Source organism: Streptomyces sp. NPDC000880 (assembly GCF_053599675.1).
This window is the reverse complement of the sequence record NZ_JBSFMS010000011.1, coordinates 21,204-40,536: the sequence shown is the minus strand read 5'-3', so window position 1 is coordinate 40,536 and position 19,333 is coordinate 21,204. Positions and strand designations below refer to the sequence as shown.

General features: G+C 70.7%; 14 protein-coding genes and 1 pseudogene. 4 read left to right on the top strand and 11 right to left on the bottom strand.

Translation table 11 applies throughout. The annotated features are described in order from the left end of the window. Positions 1 to 184: 184 nt before the first annotated feature. The 7 genes and pseudogenes from ACWDO5_RS05875 to ACWDO5_RS05845 form a co-directional block, all read right to left on the bottom strand. Entirely contained in the window at positions 185 to 1,486 is a 1,302-nt protein-coding gene (locus ACWDO5_RS05875; protein ID WP_450528740.1) for an IPT/TIG domain-containing protein, read from the bottom strand. Positions 1,487 to 1,652: 166 nt separating this feature from the next. Next, the gene (locus ACWDO5_RS05870; protein WP_450528738.1) at positions 1,653 to 2,399 is read right to left on the bottom strand and encodes an IPT/TIG domain-containing protein; all 747 of its coding nucleotides are present in this window, start codon (positions 2,397 to 2,399) and stop codon (positions 1,653 to 1,655) included. An 832-nt stretch (positions 2,400 to 3,231) separates the two neighbouring features. Next, positions 3,232 to 3,522, bottom strand: coding sequence for a hypothetical protein (locus tag ACWDO5_RS05865; protein ID WP_450528736.1), 291 nt, complete (start codon positions 3,520 to 3,522; stop codon positions 3,232 to 3,234). Positions 3,523 to 3,979: 457 nt separating this feature from the next. Then, a pseudogene (locus ACWDO5_RS05860) lies at positions 3,980 to 4,651 on the bottom strand (M20/M25/M40 family metallo-hydrolase); the annotation flags it as partial. Beyond that, positions 4,605 to 5,642 carry a fibronectin type III domain-containing protein gene (locus tag ACWDO5_RS05855; protein WP_450528734.1) on the bottom strand — a complete coding sequence of 346 codons (1,038 nt, stop codon included), beginning with the start codon at positions 5,640 to 5,642 and terminating at the stop codon, positions 4,605 to 4,607. The pseudogene ACWDO5_RS05860 and the gene ACWDO5_RS05855, both read right to left, overlap by 47 nt. A gap of 172 nt (positions 5,643 to 5,814) precedes the next feature. Further along, positions 5,815 to 6,249: a DUF5959 family protein gene (locus ACWDO5_RS05850; protein WP_450528733.1), complete on the bottom strand. Its 435-nt coding sequence runs from the start codon at positions 6,247 to 6,249 to the stop codon at positions 5,815 to 5,817. 79 nt (positions 6,250 to 6,328) lie between these two features. Continuing rightward, the gene (locus ACWDO5_RS05845; RefSeq protein ID WP_450528731.1) at positions 6,329 to 8,593 is read right to left on the bottom strand and encodes a hypothetical protein; all 2,265 of its coding nucleotides are present in this window, start codon (positions 8,591 to 8,593) and stop codon (positions 6,329 to 6,331) included. Between the two features lie 126 nt (positions 8,594 to 8,719). On the opposite strand from ACWDO5_RS05845, the gene ACWDO5_RS05840 reads away from it, so the two are divergent. The 3 genes from ACWDO5_RS05840 (at position 8,720) to ACWDO5_RS05830 (ending at position 13,995) form a co-directional block, all read left to right on the top strand. Further along, on the top strand, positions 8,720 to 9,322 hold the full coding sequence (locus tag ACWDO5_RS05840; protein WP_450528729.1) for a TIGR03086 family metal-binding protein: 603 nt from the start codon (positions 8,720 to 8,722) through the stop codon (positions 9,320 to 9,322). Between the two features lie 128 nt (positions 9,323 to 9,450). After that, entirely contained in the window at positions 9,451 to 10,545 is a 1,095-nt protein-coding gene (locus tag ACWDO5_RS05835) for a PP2C family protein-serine/threonine phosphatase (protein WP_450528727.1), read from the top strand. 528 nt (positions 10,546 to 11,073) lie between these two features. Then, positions 11,074 to 13,995 carry a SpoIIE family protein phosphatase gene (locus tag ACWDO5_RS05830; protein ID WP_450528725.1) on the top strand — a complete coding sequence of 974 codons (2,922 nt, stop codon included), beginning with the start codon at positions 11,074 to 11,076 and terminating at the stop codon, positions 13,993 to 13,995. Positions 13,996 to 14,132: 137 nt separating this feature from the next. Here ACWDO5_RS05830 and ACWDO5_RS05825 read toward each other — a convergent pair whose 3' ends face one another. Both ACWDO5_RS05825 and ACWDO5_RS05820 read right to left on the bottom strand, forming a co-directional pair. Next, positions 14,133 to 15,131 (bottom strand): GlxA family transcriptional regulator, encoded by a 999-nt coding sequence (locus ACWDO5_RS05825; RefSeq protein WP_450528724.1) that lies wholly within the window; start codon positions 15,129 to 15,131, stop codon positions 14,133 to 14,135. Continuing rightward, positions 15,119 to 15,766, bottom strand: a complete 648-nt coding sequence (locus ACWDO5_RS05820; protein ID WP_450528722.1) for an HD domain-containing protein — start codon at positions 15,764 to 15,766, stop codon at positions 15,119 to 15,121. Before ACWDO5_RS05820 ends, ACWDO5_RS05825 begins: the two co-directional genes overlap by 13 nt. Before the next feature lie 242 nt (positions 15,767 to 16,008). On the opposite strand from ACWDO5_RS05820, the gene ACWDO5_RS05815 reads away from it, so the two are divergent. Next, a complete protein-coding gene (locus tag ACWDO5_RS05815; RefSeq protein WP_450528721.1) occupies positions 16,009 to 16,182 on the top strand; it encodes a hypothetical protein in 174 nt (57 codons plus the stop codon). Between the two features lie 75 nt (positions 16,183 to 16,257). On the opposite strand, the gene ACWDO5_RS05810 is transcribed toward ACWDO5_RS05815, so the two are convergent. Together ACWDO5_RS05810 and ACWDO5_RS05805 are read right to left on the bottom strand one after the other, a co-directional pair. Continuing rightward, positions 16,258 to 17,661: a nucleobase:cation symporter-2 family protein gene (locus ACWDO5_RS05810; protein ID WP_450528719.1), complete on the bottom strand. Its 1,404-nt coding sequence runs from the start codon at positions 17,659 to 17,661 to the stop codon at positions 16,258 to 16,260. A 224-nt stretch (positions 17,662 to 17,885) separates the two neighbouring features. Then, complete coding sequence (locus ACWDO5_RS05805) at positions 17,886 to 19,262, bottom strand: 8-oxoguanine deaminase (RefSeq protein ID WP_450528717.1); 1,377 nt, start codon at positions 19,260 to 19,262, stop codon at positions 17,886 to 17,888. Positions 19,263 to 19,333: the final 71 nt, after the last annotated feature.

Below are 19,333 nucleotides of genomic sequence, written 5' to 3'. Positions count from 1 at the left end.
GCAGTCGTCGAACGGCCTCGGGCGTACCAGTGGGCTTGACGAGCGGCTGTGGGCCGCACGCCACCGCACAAGCGGCAAGCTGACGAGCTCAACGACCAGTCTGCGCGCCGCCCGCGCCGGAGGGAGTCCGGGCGAGCGGTGGAGCGTCGACAGCCGGGAGTTCGTCGACGCTCCATCGCCGGCATCAGATCCCGGGCGGGAGGAGCCGGGTGTAGCCGACACCGGCACTGCTGCCGCCCGGAGTTACCACCGTGATGTTCACTGTCCCGGGGAGGCCGGGCGGAACGACGGCGGTGACCATGGTGTCGGAGACCACACCGAACGCCGCCGTCAGGGTGCCGAAGCGCACCTCGGCGGTCTCGGCCAGGCCGGTCCCGGTGAGGGTGACCGTGTTGCCGCCCAGCGGACCCTGGTTCGGCGCCACCGCGCTGAGCGTGGGGGCGTTCAGGTAGCTGTACCAGCCGGGGTCGCTCGTACCGCCGGGCGATGTGACGGTGACGGCGACCGTCCCGGCGGTCCCGGCTGGTACCACCGCGCTGATCTCGAGGTCGGAGACCACCGTGAAGGCGGTGGCCGTTGCGCCGCCGAAGTCGACCGCGGTGGCCGCGACGAGGCGGGAGCCGGTCAGGATCACGGCGTTGGCTCCGGCCGTCGGCCCGGAGCCGGGGGTGATCGCGGTGATCAGCGGCACGCCGAGGTAGTGGTAGTAGACGTCGACGGTTGAGGTGCCGCCCGGTGTGGTGACGGTGACCGGGACGCCACCGGCGGTGGCGGGGGGCACGGTCGCGCTGATCTCGGTCGGCGACACCACGGTGAACGGGGCTGACACGGTGCCGAACCGCACCTGACTGGCGCCGGTGAGACCGGTCCCGGTCAGGGTGACGGTATCGCCGCCAGCCAGCGGACCCTGATCCGGTGTCACGGCGGTGAGGTCCGGCGCAAGGATGTAGGTGTAGGGGACGCCGGCGCTCGTGCCGCCGGGGGTGGTGATCGTGACACTCACCGTTCCGGCGGCACCGGCCGGCGCGACCGCGGTGACCTGGCTCGCCGACACCACGGTGAACGAAGCGGCTGCCGCGCCGAACCGGACCTGGCTGGCACCGTCGAGCCAACTGCCCGTCAGGGTGACGGTGTTGCCGCCGACGACCGGCCCCTGATCAGGCACCAGTGCGCTGATCACCGGGGTGGCGACCCGATAGGTGAAGTTGACGCCATTGCTGGTGCCGCCCGCGGCGGTTACCACGATCTGCACGGTTCCCGCGCCGGCCGGGGCCACCGCGGTGATCCGGGTGGCGGAGACCACCGTGTACGAGGTGGCCGGCACGCCACCGAAGGTGACCGCGGTCACCCCGGTGAAACCGCTGCCGTTCACGGTGACCGTGGTCCCCGCGAAGCCGGTGGAGGGGCTGATCAGGGCGATCGTGGGGGCGGCCAGGACCGCCGACCGCCGGGTGGGGTTGGGCGGTGAGCTGGCGGCGGTGTGCACAACGGTTCTCCTCACGGGACATTGCTCGGTCCGGTGACGCCTGCCGGAACACGGCGTCGGCACTTCGTTGACGGCGTCGCGGGTGATGTGTCCGCCCGGCGGTGAGCCGCACTCTCCCGCCGGGCGGACGGTCATACCCGGTGCGTGACCGGGTGGCCGGCGTGGATCAGACGCCGGGGGCGGCCACGTAGGTGAAGCCGCCCGTTTCGGTGTCGGTGCCGGCCGGGTTGGTGACGGTGACGTCGGCCGCGCCGACGGTTCCCGGCGGGGTCACGGCCGACACCGTGGTGGCGTTGACGACCGAGAACGGTGCCGGTGCGCCTCCGACGGTCACCTGGGTGGTGCTGGTCAGGTTGGTGCCGGTGATGGTGACCCCGGTGCCACCGGAGGTCGGGCCGGAGCCCGGAGCGACCGTGGTGATGGTGGGGACAGCGATGTAGGTGTACGACAACCCGTTGTTGGCGCCCCCAGCAGTGGTCACGCTGACCCCCACCGGCCCGGCCGCCGCGCCCCCGGGCACCACGGCGGTGATCTGGGTGTCCGAGACGACGGTCGGCGTGACCGAGTTGGCACCGAAGGCCACGCTGGTGGCGGTGGACAGCCCGGTCCCGTTGATGGTGACAGTGTTGCCGCCCGCGAGCGGGCCGGCGACCGCGCTCAGGCCGGACTTGAATGGAGCGCCGACGTAGAAGAACGGCGTCGGGTTGCTGGTTCCGCCGGGGGTGGCCACGGTCACGTCGACCGTGCCGGTGCCCGACGGAGAGATGGCGGTGACCTCGGTGGGCGAGACGTTGGTGACGGCGGTAGCCGGCCTGGTTCCGAAGTTCACCGCCGTGGTGCCGGTGAGATTGGTGCCGGTGATGGTGACGGGGGTCCCACCTCCGGTGGATCCCTGGTTCGGACTGATTGGCATGATCCTTCTCCTTTGCGTCACTTGAGGGGTGGCACGATCTGGCGCCGGTGGGGTGTGTTCGCGGTGGACGGGGCCGGCGGCCCGCCGCTCGGGTAACGGCTCACAGCGGTGGACCGACCGTCGGCGCGCCAGTGACGTCGTGTGATGGTGACGTCCTGGGGCGCCGGCTCGCTCGCGGCGGGAACGCCGCGTCGCGTGCCGTGGTGGCGGAGGCCGCGGTTGTGAGCGGGGGAGAGACCGAAGTACGCGTATGCCGCGCGCACCGCCTCATCGGGAGGCGGCGAGGGCCGCACACCGGCCGGCACCGACAGGCGACGGCGGCTGGTGGATCCATGTCCTCTTCGGGGTGCCCATCGCGACAGACGGCGCGTGACGCTGCCTGATCCCTGCGAGCAAGGACGGTCAGCGAGCAGGCTGTTGCCGCGCTCCCCGGAGAGGGATGGGCGGCCCACCGGTTCGTATGAATTCAGTGACCCATACAGGGGTAAGGCCCACAATCCCTTGGACAGCCTGTCACTCGAAAGGCGGAGCGCAGGCGCACGCCACCGTGCATATTCCCAGGCCAGCGCACGTGCGGGTACGCCCGCGGTTCCGGTATCCGCCGGGTGCAATCGCGGCCGGTTGGAGGCGGGCGACGGCCGCCCCCGGGCCGTACGCGATCCCCCAGGATCGCGCATGCGGCCGGTGCGGGCACCCGGCCGGCCACGTTCTTCGCACCCCCCGGCGGTGCCGGGGCCGGGCACGGCTTCGCCCCCGTCCACGAACGGAAGGGTCCGTGGACGGGGGCGGAGGGGCGGGAGGACTCCTGCTCGTTGATCGGTTCGGTGCGGTGTTATCCGTGCAGACCGTCGGACTCGGCATGGGCCGCGCGCCTTCTGCGGATGCCCAGCATGACCAGGCCACCCACCACGAGCAGTCCGGCAGCCGCGCCACCCAGTTGAGCGGCGAGGTCGTCGGGGCGGCCAGTGTCCGCCAGATGGCCGGCGCGCTGCTCCTTGTCGCCGGATTCCTCAGGCCTGTGCGCCCAGGGCCTGCCCCCGCTGTCCCCGCTGTCCCCGCTGTCCCCGCCAGGATCCTGGCCCCAACCGCCCGGAGGACCGGGCGGACCGCTCGGGCCGGGCACCCCCTGAGCACCAGGGAGACCACTCGGGCCGGTTGCTCCGGCCGCTCCGGACGGTCCCCTCGGGCCGGGCTCTCCCTGAGTACCGGGCTCTCCTGGCTCCCCTTGCGCGCCCTGTTCCCCAGCAGGACCCTGTTCCCCGGCAGCACCTTGCGGACCGGGCGGACCCACTGGTCCGAAGATGCCGGTCTGTGTGATCACGTTGCTGTCGAGCGTCACCACGCCGGTGCGTGCGAGCGCCCGGCCGGCGATCCGGGCTCCGTTGCCCGCCGTGTGGTTCGAGGGCGACACGGCGGTGAACGGCGGCGGTAATCGTGATTCTTGGGTGCCGTCGTCCGTGAGGGGGCAAGGACATGGACCGGGTCAACGGGACCCGGTCCGGCAACAACACACACTCATATGATCACCAGCAGTGGGTGCTTCCCGGGAGGCGAAAGAGTGGTGTCCCGCAGTGCACCGGTCAGCGACGGTCCGGTTCGGTGCCGGGCACCCTGCGCGCGTTCACCAGTCCAGCAACAAGGTTCGCCCGCTCGGCCATGGCTTCGATCACCAGGTACTCGTGGTCGGCGTGGGCACCGCCCCCGACTGCTCCAAGGCCATCAAGTGTTGGCACCCCCAGTGCGGCCGTGAAGTTGCCGTCGCTTCCGCCGCCGACTGTCTTGCCTTCGAGGTCAGGAAGCAGCTGCTTTGCCACCGCAAAGAGCTCGGCCGACGCCGACTCAGGCATCGGGGGTCGGCTGATAGCTCCCTGAACCGCGATCTCCGCCTCATCGAGATGCGGAGCCAGTGCTGCGAAGGCAGATTCGATTCGTTCCTTCTCGCCGGCCGACTCGACCCGGACGTCGACGATGACGGTCGCCTCTGCGGGAACGACGTTGTCCAGGGTTCCTGCGGACGCGACGGTCGGGGTAACAGTCGTGCCAATATCGGGTCGACCAAGCGCTGCGATATCCAGGACCTGGTGTGATGCTTCGATCAGGGCGTTGACCCCGGCTGCGGGCTCAAGGCCTGCGTGCGACGCCCGGCCCGCGACAGAGACTTGGAACGTGCCGCAGCCTTTACGGCCGGTCTTCAGGGCTCCGCCATCAGCGGCGCCCTCGAGTACAAGTACAGCGCCGCAAGCAAGGGGCCGACACCGATGACGGGATCCGCCCGGGCGTGACGACGACGCGCTGGCCGATCACGACCGTGCGCTGCGCGGAGAAGTCGCCCCACTTTCCGTCGGGCAGCTTCGCCCGGAGTTTGACGCTGTAGCGGGTGCCGGGCTTGTCCGTGACCATGAAGGTGTACGCCGCCGTCCCGGCGGGAGGCTCGGCGCCCCAGACGATCGTCGTCGCCAACTTCCCGTTGAGGAAGAGCTGATGCTCCTTGACTGGCCGGCCCGTCTTCGGCGGCGTCCAGGTGAGATCGACGTTCCCCTTTCGGGCCGTCGCCTTGAGATCGGTCGGCGCGGTGCTGGGACCCTTGCCCGGTGCCGAAGCCGTCGTGAGATCCACGGCGTTGCTGTCCGGTGAGGAGTTCTCGGCGGCGTCACGGGCCCGCACGGTGAAGGTGTACACGGTGCCGGGCCGCAGACCGGTGATGCGGGCAGTGGTTTCGCTCCCGCGCACGCTGTGGATGCGGGAGTCCTCCTGGTAGATGTCGTACGAGGTGACGCCTACGTTGTCGGCGGCGCGCCCCCAGGACAGGGTTGCCGCCCGGCTCCCGTCGGCCCGGACGAGCAGCTTCTGCGGCCGCGAGGGCGCCTTGTGGTCCTCCGGCGTCGGGGCGGGTGTGGTCACAGGCACGGTGGAGCTGGGCGCGGAGAGGTTGCCCGCGGCATCGCGGGCGCGGACGGTGAAGGTGTACGCGGTCGACGGGGACAGCCGGTCGATGTCGACCATGTGCTTGGTCCCCGGCAGCGTCTTGACCTTGGCGCCCTGCTGGAACACCTCGTACCCGGTGACCGCCTTGTTGTCGGTGGCCTGCTCCCACATGACGTGCACGGAGGTGGCGCTGCCTGCCTGCGCGGTCACGCCGACGGGAGTAGTGGGGCTCTCGGTGTCGTTGTTATCGCCTCCGCAGGCGGTGAGGAGGAGGGCGGCCGCGCAGGCCAACGCAGGCAGTGTGGGGGGACGTTGCACGGTCGGACCTCCACGGACGGACGGCGATGGTCCAGACCTATATGACACAGCCGTCGGCCGACTTCAAGACCTCGCACGCGGAGCCGCCTCGCGCTGCCCGGCCTGCCCACCCCTTCGGGCACGCGCCGGTCATCCGCGCTTTCTCCTTATTGCGGCGGGCGCGCGGGCAGTTTCAGGCGCCTTCCAACGGCCAGGTCTGCAGAACCTGGTCCAGGCGGTGGTAGGCGTCGTCGAACCAGGCGTCGGCCAGAACGACAGTGACCGTCACGGTCGTAAGCGACATCGAGCGGTCCGCGATGGTGACGTGGGCCCGCTCGCCGTCCGGGTCGAGGTTGATGAGCACCTCGGTCGCGCGCTTGCCCTCACGCCACACGATGTCCTCCCCGCAATCGAGCGCGTCCAGGACTTCCTGCCACTCCGTCAGGTCCTCCGGGAAGATCCAGGTTGCGATGCTTCCGCGTACGAAAGCGGTGTCGACGAGGATTTCTCCGACCAGCGCGTCGGTGCGGGGCGGGTCCTGGGCGGACTGCCTCCCGGTGATCCGTACGATCACGCTGTTGCCCTCGCCCTCCAGACTGATCAGGTCGATCGGACCCTCGGACGCCATCGCTGCTCCCACCCTCCCAGGTCTTTGTGCCCGGAACCATAGCCGACGGCGCGGGCTGCTTCCCGGGCGCCTTCAGGCACTACGGTCTGGAAGCGAACCCATGCCCGCTTCCCGCTCCGGCGGACTTCGTCTTGGCCGCCTTCGCCGTGCGGGACGCCAGTGCCGCCACCCGAGAGTCCGGGTGGCCGGCGCCCAGTTGCTCCAGCACCGTGAACGATGTGGGGGGATGGGCTTCGGCGAGGGCCGGGATGAGGGAGGTGGCTCCGCCCGGCCAGGTCGACGCGGCCGCGTCGAAGGCATCGGGGAGGACCCAGGGTGCGTTCGACGCGGCCGCGTCGAAGGCATCGGGGAGGACCCAGGGTGCGGCGGCCAGGTCCGGATCTTCTTCCTCCGTCGTGACGCGCGCGTACATACGCACATCCTCGGTCCAGCGAGCGTCCAGTTCTTCGAGGATCAGCACCGCACTGGCGCTCTGCGGGACGCGTTCGGCGTCCGAGGGAGCGGCCTCGCCGCGGGCGTGCAGCAGGCGGTGTGCGTATGCGCCGGTCACGGAGTGGGTGAGGGCGGAGCGGAGGGCCTCGGCGGGGACGGCGGCGAGGTCGAGGTATGCGAAGAGGGTCGATGTGCGGATGCCGGTGAAGTCCGTGCGCTTCGCGATGTCGAGGGCGTTCAGCAGCTCGCTCCAGGATCGGCTGCCGTGGCCGGCTGTCCACTCCGCGAGTGTGCGGGCCGCTGTCTTCGGCGGCCAGTTCTGGACGGCGGTGATGACCTCGACGGCATCCCACGCGGCGACGGTTTCCTCGTCGGGGGCGGCGACGTGGCCCGCGGCCAGTACGTGACGCAGGACAGCGTTGCCGAGCGGGGTGAGGCCATAGGAGTCACCGGCGCGGAAGACGCAGCCGGTCTCGGCCAGTTGGTCGACCACATCTGCCAGTGCGCGGGCAGGGCCGTCGAGTTCGGCCCGTTCCTCCTCGCCCAGGCCGGGGATGCCGAGCAGGGCGGACAGCTCGTCCGGTGACGGCGTCACATAGTCGGCGGGGGCGGTGTCGGGGACCGGTACTGGCGCGTCCTCGAGCGAGGGGTCGACCCGCCAGGAGCCGTGTTCGGCGGCCTTCCGTGCCACGGAGTCGGCGGTGCCGCCGCGCTCGTACAACGCGTAGAGGAGATGCGCCGCGTCCAGGGCGTAGTCCTGGTCGTCGTCGTAGGCGTCGTGGTGGGCGTCTTCGCGGGCGTCGTGGTGGGCGGGCTCCTCGTCCGCGTCAGGCGCGGCGGCCGCGATGCGCTCCACGACCGCCGCCAGGATGTCCGCGCCCAGTTCGGTCAGCTCTTGCGGGGTACCCCGGGTCCAGACATCGGTGGCGGGCCCGGGGAATCCGCACTGTTCGGCGAGTTCGCGCAGGTCGTCGGAGCCTGCCGCGAGAGCCGCCGGGAGCGGGGCGCGATGCAGCAGTCCGCGGATGTCCTCGGGGGCGGGGAGGGCAGGCGGCGGTGGCACCGGGGTGCCCGAATAGCCGTAGTAGTCGAGGTGGTCGTCGAGCAGGCGGTCAGCGAGGGCAACGTGCGGCAGCGACTCCGGTCCGGGCGCGAGGCCGGCGTACGGTCCGGCGAGGGCGTCGCTCAGGCCCGCGGCCGTCCAGCGGTCGATCAGCGCACCCGCGATCCGCTCCAGCTCCTCCCCCAGCGCCTCGTCCGGGCGGTCGGCGTCCAGCGGCGGAGGGGGCAGCAGGGGCCCGGCCGGTGAGGGGCCTTCGACGTCGTGGGCGAAGGCGGCGAGCAGTGTCTCGGTGAGCTGGACGCGGACAGCGAAGGTGCGGGCCGCGACGTCGGAGCGGTGCAGTGGGTCGGGGAGGGCCGGCCGGTCGGCGTGGGGTGCGCGTTCGTGGGCGGCGAGCCATTCCCGTACGGCGGCGGGGTCGTCGGGGTCGACACCGTCGGCGCGCAGCAGCGACGCGTACCACCCCGGCCAGGTCAGGTTCCGGGGATCGGCGATCGCCCGCCGGAACTCCGGCATGGCGTCGTCGATCGCGGTGAGCAGACGCGTGTGGCGCTTCGCGTTCAGTCTTCCCGCGGCCCGGACGCAGTCGGCGAGAGCGGTGAGTACGCCGGGTACGGCGGCGAGTTCCGTCGGGGTGGCGCAGAGCAATGGGGGCAGGTCCTCGTGCAGTACGCGGCGCAGGAGCTGCGGGGTCGGCTCGGGCACGCCCGCTCTGCGGTCCGCGCCGCCCACGGCCAGCAGCGTCAGTACGGCGTCCGCGACGCGCACGGGCAACGGGGCCCCGCGCTCTTTTTCCGCCCAGGCGAGGAAGTCGTCAAGTCCGGTGTTCAGGTCAGTGGTACGAGTCACTCGGGGAGCGTATGGCCCCGGGGCGGGTCGGGCGGTCCGCCCGCGTCCGGATGCCCCGATCAGGCGATCGTTTCTGTGTCCGGGCGGGGAGCGATGAGTTTCGGCTGCCGGTCCGGTCCTGTGTGTATGGACTCCACTACGCAGAACTCCTCCCCCGACCTCCACCCCGCCGCCCGCGCCGTGGCGCAGCTGCTCGACGCCATCGGCGACGAGCGGCTCGCTGACCCGACGCCCTGCCCGAAGTACGCCGTACGGGAGCTGCTGGGCCATCTCGTCGGCCTGTCCACCGCGTTCCGGGACGCCGCGCGGAAGGACTTCGGGCCGACTACCAGTACCGACCCGGGGTCGGTAGTGCCGGTCCTCGACGACGACTGGCGTGCTGTGCTTCCGCAGCGGCTGAACGAGCTGGCGGAGGCCTGGCAGAAGCCCGGGGCGTGGGACGGCGACACCCAGGCGGGCGGCATCACCTTCCCGGCCGCGATCGCCGGACGGGTCGCCCTGAACGAACTCGTGATCCACGGCTGGGATCTGGCCCGGGCGACGGGTCAGGAGTACGCCCCTGGCGACGCGAGCCTGCGGGTGTCGTACGAACTGCTGAAGCCGGCCGGTGACGACCCGAGCCGGGAGGGCATGTTCGGCCCGGTGGTGGAGGTGCCCGAGAACGCGCCGCTGATCGACCGGGTGGTGGGCTTCAGCGGCCGCCGGCCCGACTGGCAGCCGGGGGACTGAGCCGAGGGGACTGCGCGGGGCAAAGGACGTGCGGCTCGGGCTGCCCGTACGGCCCTCGCACCTGGCGCGGGTATCCGTCACCGCCGTGATGTGCGAGTCTGAGATGGCCCTATCAAGGAAGTTCCAGCATGTGCCCTCGGCTGCGAGGGGGGAGGACCGGCAGCAGGACCCTGTTCTTGGCCCTGCTCGGCTACCTCGTCCTGTTCACCGCCGCGGACGCCGCGACCCCCGACCACTTCCTTCGGCTCGCACCCTTCACGGCGCTCGCGCCATTCGTGGCAAGTGCACTGCTCAGTCTGCGGCAGACAGCGGTTGTCGCTGTGCTCTGTGTAGCCCTCATCACCGTCGAATACACCTTCGTGATAGCCGACATCAGCCCGGCCAACCGGTGGGTGATCTTGCTGTACACCCCGGTGGCGGGTGCGATAAGCCTCATCATCTGCCGAGGCCGCCTGGAACGCGAGGAGCACGTGAGGGCCACTTCCGAGGCGGCACAGCGGCTGCTGCTGCGAGAGCTGCCCTTGCGCGCTGACGATGTCGTGGTGAGTGGCTTCTACATCACCTCTGACCATGGGGCGCTGATCGGCGGTGACATCTACGAAGTGCTGTCCACGCCCTTCGGGACGCGTGCGGTGATCGGCGATGTGCAGGGCAAGGGGCTGCCCGCGATGGGTGCGGGCTCGGCAGTCCTGACAGCGTTCCGCGAAAGCGCCTACCAGGAGCCGAAGCTCCGGACGGTTGTGGAGCGCATGGAGCAAGGGTTGATGCGGTACGGGAAACGTATCCAGAACGATGAGCTCTTCGTCACCGCCCTCGTCCTGGAGATCTCATGTCCGGAGGCTATACGGATCATCGACTGCGGCCACGTAGCTCCGTTCATCATTGGGGACGGCGACGTCAAGGAGGTGCTGATCGAGGAGCCCGGGTTGCCGCTGGGGATGAGCGACCTCGTCGATGAACAGCGGCGGGAGCTGGATCTGAAGGTGACCAGCGGCGGTCGGCTGCTGGCCTGCACCGACGGCGTGAGCGAGGCCCGGGATTCAGCCGGCGCCTTCTACCCACTGGCCGACCGGCTACGCCGCTGGCCGCGCCTGTCGACCGATCGGATGCTGGCACAGCTGCGCGCGGACCTCGAAAGCCACAGCCCGGGTGAGCTGAGCGACGACGTGGCGGTTCTCGTCGTCGATCGTGGAGGGGCAACGGCCGCAGCCCCGGACAGCTGAGCTACGACGTGGCGGTTTTGACCGGGGGCCGGTGGTCGCAATAGCCGGCGGACAGAGCGGTGAAGAAGGCTGATGCCACTTAAGCGTCAGGCACGCCTTTACGCTCACCCCTCGTACTGCGTGCAGATCTGCGTATCACGCGGGATCTTGGCCGCCGACCCCACCACGTTTCGGCAGAGTAGGTCTGCCCCTTGCTCACGACTCCCCTTTGGGCGTGCACCCAGCCACACCCCGCTGTGTGACGAGCGCTTTTTGTGCCAGTACTCGACCACGGCCCCGATGCGGCGGCCGACCTTGGACTGCGGGTCGCACTTGCGGACCCGCTGGTCTACGTAGTCCTGCCGCCGCGGCCGGGGCGGCAGACGACAGCGCGGCGGCAGGAAAGCCGGCCACCACGACGAGTACGGCGACCAGGGCAAACAGCCCGAGACTGCCGGCCTCACCGCTGACAACTCCGCCACTGCGAAACCGAGAGGCAGCCAGCTGCCCGGAATACGTAGAATTATCGTGTTAGGTGGCGATTGTGTGATGTCTACCGGAGAAGCCCGGAAGCGGACCAACCCGGCCCCTGGTGCCGACCGTCTGCAGATGCTCGCCGCCGCCGGGGACGGTCTGGAGGACACCGAAGTACTGCTGACCGCCCTGCAGCACGCGACGGCCGAGCTCGGCGGACTGGGCGGGATGGCCCATCTGCGGGCCAAGTCCACCGCCTGGGATCTGCGTCTGGTGGTGAGCAGCGGACTGCCCCGGGCCTTCACCACGGTCTGGCGCAATGTCCGCGAGGACGGGTCGTCGGCCCCTACGGTGGCCACGCGGAAGGACGGCTACGTCTGGCTCCCGGGCATCCGGGCTCCCGAACAGCGGTCCAGCGGTGCGCCCGATCCGGCCCGGCTCTCCGGGGTGCCCGCGGGCGCCGGGATGGCTGCGGTGCCGCTGCCCGGGCCGCAGGGGCCGCTCGGGGTGCTGTCGGTGCTGACGGCCCCGCGCGGTGAACCCAGCCCGGCACAGCGGGAGTTCCTCGAGAAGGTGGCCCTGTGGGCGGCCGGGCGGCTGCGGCTGCCCCAGCCCCCCTCCGGGGGCCCGTCCCCCGCCCTGCTGGAGGAGCCGGAACGGGGTCCGGCTCGCCCGCCGCCGCCACGCGCGGAGTCGCTGGGGGCCTGGGAGTGGGACGTACGGACCGGTGCCCTCTCCTTCGAGCAACAGGTCCTGGACCGGCTCGGCATCGACTGGGAGCGGTTCGACCGGCGGGTGGAGAGCTGGGTCGATCTCATGCACCCCGACGACCAGCCCTGGGTTCTGGCGGAGACCGACGAGGGGCTGCGCACCCGGGGGTGGTACGAGGTCGAGTACCGACTTCGCCGGGCGGACGGGTCGTACGGCTGGCTGCGGACCCGTGGTGAGGCGGTCGTCGAGGACGGTGAAACGGTCCGGGTGACCGGGACCTCGTGGAACACCACGGAGACCCACGCCGCCCTGGAGTCGGTAGGCCGCGCCCTGCGGCACACCAGTGACGGCTTCCTGTCCACACGCGGTGACTGGCAGATCGAGTTCGTCAACGCCGCGGCCGAACGCCTCCTCGGCTCCTCGTCCGACCTGACCGGCAGGCTGCTGTGGGACGTACCCGCCGCACGCAGCGTCCCCGGCCTGGAGGAGCGGTGCCGCAGGGCGGTCGCGGACGGCGAGCCGACGGGGTTCGACGTCCTGTGGCCGGACACCGAGCGGTGGTACCACCTGAGGGTGCTGCCGCTCCCCGGCGGCCTCACGCTCTACATCACCGACATCACCGAGAAGCGGCTGCGGATGGCCGCGGAACGGGCCACCGCCGACCGTGCCGTCCTGGTCGCCCAGCTCACCCGGCATCTCGCCGAGGCCGTTACGGCCACGGACGTGGTCAGCGCGGTCGCCGACAGCGTCCTGCCCTCCTTCCGTGCCGCGGGACTCGTGGTGATGGCCGTGGAGGACGACCGGCTGCACGTCGTCGGCTCGGTCGGCTACCCGCGCGGATTCCCCGACCGCGTGCACGGCCTGCCCCTCGCGGCGATCACCCCGGCGGGCGAGACGCTGCGCACCGGCACGCCGCAGTTCATCGAGTCGGCGGACGAGTACCTCGCCCGCTACCCCGGGACGGCCCATCTGGCGGCGGCCGGGCACAAGAAGGCCTGGGCGTTCCTCCCGCTGACCGTCTCGGGGCGGGCCCTCGGCGCCTGCGTCGTCTCCTTCGACCGGCCGCGGCGGCTCAGCGAAGACGAGCGCACCCTGCTCACCGCCGTGAGCGGGCTGATCGCACAGGCCCTGGAACGGGCGAGCCTGTACGACGACGCCATGACCCGGGCCCGGGAACTCCAGCGCGCCCTGTTGCCCCAGGCGCTGCCCTCGCTGCCTGCCGTCACCACCGCAGCCTGCTATCTGCCCGCCGGCCACGGCACCGACATCGGCGGCGACTGGTACGACGTCCTGCCGCTCTCCGCCGACCGGGTCGCGCTCGTCATCGGCGATGTGATGGGCCACGGCATGTCCGAGGCCGCCGTGATGGGCCGCCTGCGCACGGCCGTACGTACCCTCTCCGACCTGGAACTGCCGCCCGGGGAGATCCTCGCGCACCTCAACGACATCGTCATCGACCTCGGCACGGACCGCTTCGCCACCTGTCTGTACGGCATCTACGACCCCGTCAGTGGCGAGTTCCAGTACGCCAGCGCCGGACAGCTGCCCCCCGCCACAGACCGCCCCGATGCCACCGTCGGCTTCCCGGCGCACGGCCCCGACCCGCCCCTCGGCGTCGCGGCACCTCCCCTCGAAACCGTCCGCACCCAACTGCCCGAGGGGACCCTGCTCGCCCTCTACACCGACGGCCTGGTCGAGTCCCATGGCCGGGACATCGACGACGGGATGGCCCATCTCGCCCGGATCCTCGCCCATGCCCCGCGCCGCGAGCAGGCCGGCGACCTGGACCGGCTGTGCGAGACCCTCACCTCCGCCCTGCTGCCCACGGACCACCAGCCCCGGGACGACGCCGCGGTACTCATCGCCCGGACTCACCGGCTGGCGCCCGGCAATGTCGCCACCTGGCCGCTGCCGGAGGACCCCATCGCGGCGGGCCAGGCCCGCGGCCATGTCCGCGAGCAACTCGCCGCCTGGCACCTGGAGCAGCTCGAGATGACCACCGAACTGCTCGTCAGCGAGCTGGTCGGCAATGTCATCCGGCACGCGAAGGGCCCCATCCTGCTGAGGCTGCTCCGCAGCCGCACCCTGATCTGCGAGGTGTCGGACACCAGCCTCACCACCCCGCACATCCGCCACGCGTCCATCGTCGACGAGGGCGGCCGCGGGCTCCAGCTCGTCGCGGCCATGTCCCAGCGCTGGGGCACCCGCTACACACCCGAGGGCAAATGCATCTGGACCGAGCAGCTCATCCCCGCGGAAGCGTCCCCGATGCCCGCTGAGCCCTGAGCCGGCCCCGGAGAGCCGCCTCAGGGCACGCAGGGACTCAGCCCAGCCCCCCAGATCGATCGACCGCCCGGCCGCCGTCCCTGCTCACACACCGACAGAGCTCCCGCGCCCCGGCCCGCCACACCTCACTGCGGTACTCATGCGTGGATGGCGGCTGCGGTGGTGCGAAAACGTGCCCGGTAGGCGGTCGGAGCGACGCCCAAGGTGTGCTGGAAGATGCGGCGCATTGTTTCCGATGAACCGAAGCCGGACTCCTGAGCCACCGTGTCGACAGAGTCGTTGCTCGCCTCGAGGAGAGCCTGGGCGGCCTCGAGCCGCACTGATTCAAGGTACTGACCCGGAGTTGTCCCGGTCTCGCTGCGGAAGAGTCTGCTGAGGTGGCGGGCGCTGACGCCCACTTCACGGGCCAGGGACTCCAGGCTGTGCGGGGCGGCCGGGTCGGCCCCGACGGTGTCCATCACCCGCCGCACGGCCGGGTGCTTCGCCTCACGCGGGGCCAGGCGGGCACTGAACTGGGACTGTCCCCCGGGGCGGGCCATGAAGACGACCAGCTCACGTGCGACATCACGCGCCGTGTCGGCGCCGTGGTCGTCCTCGACCAGGGACAGGGCGAGGTCGATGCCCGCGGTGACACCGGCGGAGGTAACGACGTCGCCGTCCTTGACGAACACCGGGTCCGCCTCAACCTTCACCTGGGGGTACGCGATCGCCAGCTGCCCGGCAAGCCGCCAGTGCGTGGCCGCTCGCCGCCCGTTCAGCGCGCCCGTCTGGGCCAGGACGAAAGCTCCGGCGCACACCGAGGTGATCCGTCGTGAGCGCCGGACAAGCTCCTCGACGAGGACGAGCAGACTCCGGTCGGTGACGGCCCGCTGCCAGTCCCGCTGACCGGGCACGACGAGCGTGTCCAGCCGCGCGGGCAGACTGGGCAGCGCGCCGTCCACGCCGACCCGCACGCCCGAAGAGGTGCGTACATCGGTGCCGGTCGGCGAGACGATCCGCACGTCGTAGCGGGCCCCGAAGGTGTTGGCCGTGGTGAACACCTCGGCGGGGCCCGTCACGTCCAGCAGCTGAACCCCGTCGAAGGCGACCACAGCGACCACGGGGTCCGGCTGCCGGCGGGTGGCTACTCGGCCCATGGGGAATCCAGGATGGTGCGCACGAAGTCCCCTCGCTCGAAGCCGGGCACGTAGTGCGCGAGCACATCGGCCTTGACGTTGCCGAACGTGGTCTGCGGCTTGGGCCGGACCCCGTCGGTGAATGCCTCCAGGATGCGCTCCTTGAAGCCGGGGCGCGGGTGCAGAGCGACGACAGCGGCGCGGTCCGCCTCGTCGATGTCGTGGTAGCCGATGCCTAGGACGTCGTACTCGACGCCTGCGGTCACCAGCGCCACCTCCGGCTCCATGAACTCGGGGACGCCGGGGGTGGTGTGCAGCGCGATGGCGGTCCACACCCGGCGAATGCTGTCCTCCGGCACCTGATGGGCCTGCAGAAAGCGGCGGGCCTCATTTGCGCTGTCCACTTCGAAGCGTCGCCCGCTGCTGTGGAAGGTTTCGTTCAGGCCCAAGTCGTGGAACATGGCCCCGATGTAGAGCAGTTCGGGGTCGAAGCTGAGATCCCGGTTGCGCCCCTGGAGGCTGCCGAAGAAGTACACACGGCGCGAGTGGTCGTAGATCAGCTCACTCGTGCTGTCCCGTACGAGCTCGGTCGCCTCCCGCGCGAGCTTCGAGTCCGGCACACGCACCCCAGCCGGTGCGGAGAATTCGTCTGTCATCGCAATCACCTGATCCTTCGGTCTGCCGGTCCCTCCGGCGGACCCCTCCAGTCTCCGAACCAGCAGATCACCGCGCCATGGCTGTAAGGCTACATAACCCACAGATCCAGACACGTCACGAGACGCTGCGGCCGGTGCGGGGGCTGCGGACATTCGGGACCAACCCGATCGAGCAGTGACATCACCACCCGCAGGTCGCGCTCGGTAAGTGCACGCCGCCACGCGTCCCACAGTCCGTCGATGTGCGGGCGGACGGCACGTCGATCACGCCCTGGCGCACCCGTGAGGAGCATCGGCCGATCGGCGAGATCCAGCGGGTCCGCGAGGAGGTGTACCGCCGCTCGTCCATCGAGCGGCACCGCCTCAACGGGCAGCCGCGGGTGGAGCCGGCGAGCAGTGCGGAACTCCTGGGCTGAGACTCGCGTCGCACGAGCAGGCCCGAACTCCGGTACGGAGAAGGGCTGTACGCCTGCCTGGATTCGCTGCCCTGATCAGTGGACCGCTACCGTCTCCGAGCCGGTAGCGGTGACCACCGAAGGCTCTGGACGCCGCTTCTTCCCCAGGTGGTTGAAGACCAGGTTGAGGACGATCGCCACGATGCAGCCGGTGGAGATGCCCGAGTCGAGGACGACGAGCGCGTCCTTCGGAAAGGCGTGGTAAAACTCCGGCGCGGCGATCGGGATGAGCCCGATGCCGACGGCGGCCGCGACGATCAGCGCGTTCTCGCCCTTCTCCAGAGCGGCGGTGGCCAGCGTCTGGATGCCGCTGGCGGCGACCGAACCGAAGAGCACGATGCCCGCGCCGCCGAGGACCGGCAGCGGTACGAGTGCGATCACCGAGGCGGCGACCGGACACAGCCCCAGCAGGATCAGGATCCCGCCGCCCGCGGCGACGACGAACCGGCTGCGCACCTTCGTCATCGCGACCAGGCCGATGTTCTGGGCGAAGGCGCTGCACATGAAGCCGTTGAAGAGAGGGCTGATCGCGCTGCCGAGGGTGTCGGCGCGCAGTCCGCCCTCGATGGTCCGCTCGTCCGCGGGCCGGTCGACGATCCTGCCGAGCGCGAGCATGTCGGCGGTGGACTCGGTCATGCAGACCAGCATCACGATGCACATCGAGACGATCGCGGCGATCTCGAACTGCGGGACGCCGAAGTGGAACGGCGTCGGGAACCCGACCACGTCGGCGTTCTTCATGGCGTCCAGGCTGGTCATCCCCATCGGGACGGCGATGACGGTGCCGACGACGAGACCGAGGAGGATCGCGATCTGCTGGAGGAAGCCGCGCAGCAGTTTGCGCAGGGCGAGCACGATCACGAGAGTCAGGGCCGCCATGCCGATTTTCTTCATCGAACCGTAGTCGGCGGCGGCGGAGTTGCCGCCCTGCGACCAGTTGAAGGCCACCGGCAGCAGCGAGACACCGATCAGCGTGATGACGGTGCCGGTGACGACGGGCGGAAAGAAGCGGACGAGCTTCGAGAAGTACGGCGTGAGGACGAAGCCCAGCAAGCTCGCGACAATGATCGCGCCGAAGATGACGGTGATGCCGTCGGCTCCTCGGTCCTTGCCGATGGCGATCATCGGGGTCACACCCGCGAAGGAGACTCCGTTGACGAACGGGAGCCGGGCGCCGACCTTCCAGAAGCCGAGGGTCTGCAGCAGGGTGGCTATGCCGGCCGTGAAGAGGCTCGCCCCCATCAGGAAGGCGGTCTCCTTGGCGCTCAGGCCCACAGCGGGCCCCACGATCATGGGCGGGGCCACCACGCCCGCGTACATCGCGGCCACATGCTGAAGGCCGCTGGTGAGCATCTTGACGGGCGGAAGCGTCTCGTCGACCGGGTGCTTCCGGTCGGGTGCGGCGCCTGCATCGTTGTGAAACCTGGGCTGTGCGGCCACGGGGTTCCTCCGGTCGGTTACACGTCGGCGGTGACGCGGGTGTCAGGGAGGTGGTGCGAACGCGAAGTGTGCATGCCTTCTGGGGTGGTGAAGACACGAGTCACCGCCCCGGGGAGTGCGCACCGATTGCGGTGCGCACCCCGCCGGGCACGGCCGCCATGGACCCCGCTCGGGTCCACGGCCGCCGGCCGAGGACCGTCCCCCTCGACCGGACTTCCTTCGGGTCAGGCCTGCGCGGCGATCCGCGCGAGGCGCTGTGCCTCGTCCCGCGCGGAGCGGGCGATGGCGTACTCGTCCACCGTGGTGAGGTGGTTGTCCTCGACGACGGTCTTGCCGTTGACGAGGGAGAGCGTGACGGGGGCGGCCGCGCCGAAGACGAGCGCGGTCACCGGGTCGGCGATGGAGGAGTGGGCGAGCGTGTCCATCTGCCAGAGCACCAGGTCGGCGAGCTTGCCGGCCTCGATAGAGCCGATCTGGTCGGCGCGGCCGAGGACCTGGGCGCCGCCGTACGTACCGAGGCGCAGCGCCTGGCGGGCACCCAGTGCCGCCTCGCGGTGGGCCCCGAGCCGGTTGATGAGGAGCGCGTTGCGCAGCTCGGTGTGCAGCTCGCCCGACTCGTTGGAGGCAGTGCCGTCAACACCGAGGCCGACCGGGACGCCGGCCTTCAGCATGTCGGGGACCCGGGCGATACCGGCGGCGAGGCGGGCGTTGGACGACGGGCAGTGCGCGACGCCCGTGCCGGTACGGGCGAAGGCGGCGATGTCCGAGTCGTTCATGTGGACGCAGTGGGCCATCCACACGTCCTGGCCGAGCCAGCCGGTCGACTCGAAGTAGTCAGTCGGGCCCATCCCGAAGAGCTCCTTGCAGAACTCCTCCTCCTGGACGGTCTCCGAGCCGTGGGTGTGCAGCCGGACGCCCTTGCGGCGGGCCAGCTCGGCGCCCTGGCACAGCAGTTCGGTGGAGACGGAGAAGGGCGAGCAGGGCGCGACGGCAATCTGGGTCATCGCGTCGAAGGAGGCGTCGTGGTGCTTGTCGATGGTCGCCTCGGTGGCGGCGAGCGCGCCTTCGAGGGACTCGACGGCGAAGTCCGGCGGCAGGCCGCCGTCCGACTTGCCGCGGTCCATGGAGCCGCGGGCGAGGGTGAAGCGGACCCCCATCTCACTCGCCGCGCCGATGATCGCGCCGGACAGGTCGCCCGACCCCCGCGGGTAGACGTAGTGGTGGTCCATCGCGGTGGTGACACCGCCGCGGGCCATCATCGCGAGGGAGCCCCGCGCCGCCGCGCGCGCCATCGGCTCGTCGATGCGCGCCCACGTCGGGTAGAGCGCGACCAGCCAGTTGAAGAGGTTGTGGTCGGTGGCCAGACCCCGGGTGATCCACTGGTAGAAGTGGTGGTGGGTGTTGACCAGGCCGGGCGTGACGAGGTGCCCGGTGCCGTCGATGCGGCGGGCCACGTCCTCGAGCCCCTCGGGGGCCTTGCCGGCGCCCACCGACTCGATCTTGTTGCCGGCGACGACCACATGACCCGAGGCGTACTCGGTGTCGTTGGCGTCCACGGTCGCGATGGCGCAGTTCTCGATGACGATGCGCGAAGCCGCCATGGCGGTTCCTCGTTTCTTCCCGCGGGCTTGCGCCCGGCTCGTACGGACTCGGGGGTCGAGCGGGGTGACGA

What these genes read in the sequence shown, in the direction of transcription:
- ACWDO5_RS05830 (WP_450528725.1), top strand. Translation starts at nt 11,074, where the DNA reads ATGTCTACCGGAGAAGCCCGGAAGCGGACCAACCCGGCCCCTGGTGCC.
- ACWDO5_RS05835 (WP_450528727.1), top strand. Translation starts at nt 9,451, where the DNA reads ATGTGCCCTCGGCTGCGAGGGGGGAGGACCGGCAGCAGGACCCTGTTC.
- ACWDO5_RS05820 (WP_450528722.1), bottom strand. Translation starts at nt 15,766, where the DNA reads ATGACAGACGAATTCTCCGCACCGGCTGGGGTGCGTGTGCCGGACTCG.
- ACWDO5_RS05870 (WP_450528738.1), bottom strand. Translation starts at nt 2,399, where the DNA reads ATGCCAATCAGTCCGAACCAGGGATCCACCGGAGGTGGGACCCCCGTC.
- ACWDO5_RS05850 (WP_450528733.1), bottom strand. Translation starts at nt 6,249, where the DNA reads ATGGCGTCCGAGGGTCCGATCGACCTGATCAGTCTGGAGGGCGAGGGC.
- ACWDO5_RS05840 (WP_450528729.1), top strand. Translation starts at nt 8,720, where the DNA reads ATGGACTCCACTACGCAGAACTCCTCCCCCGACCTCCACCCCGCCGCC.
- ACWDO5_RS05805 (WP_450528717.1), bottom strand. Translation starts at nt 19,262, where the DNA reads ATGGCGGCTTCGCGCATCGTCATCGAGAACTGCGCCATCGCGACCGTG.
- ACWDO5_RS05825 (WP_450528724.1), bottom strand. Translation starts at nt 15,131, where the DNA reads ATGGGCCGAGTAGCCACCCGCCGGCAGCCGGACCCCGTGGTCGCTGTG.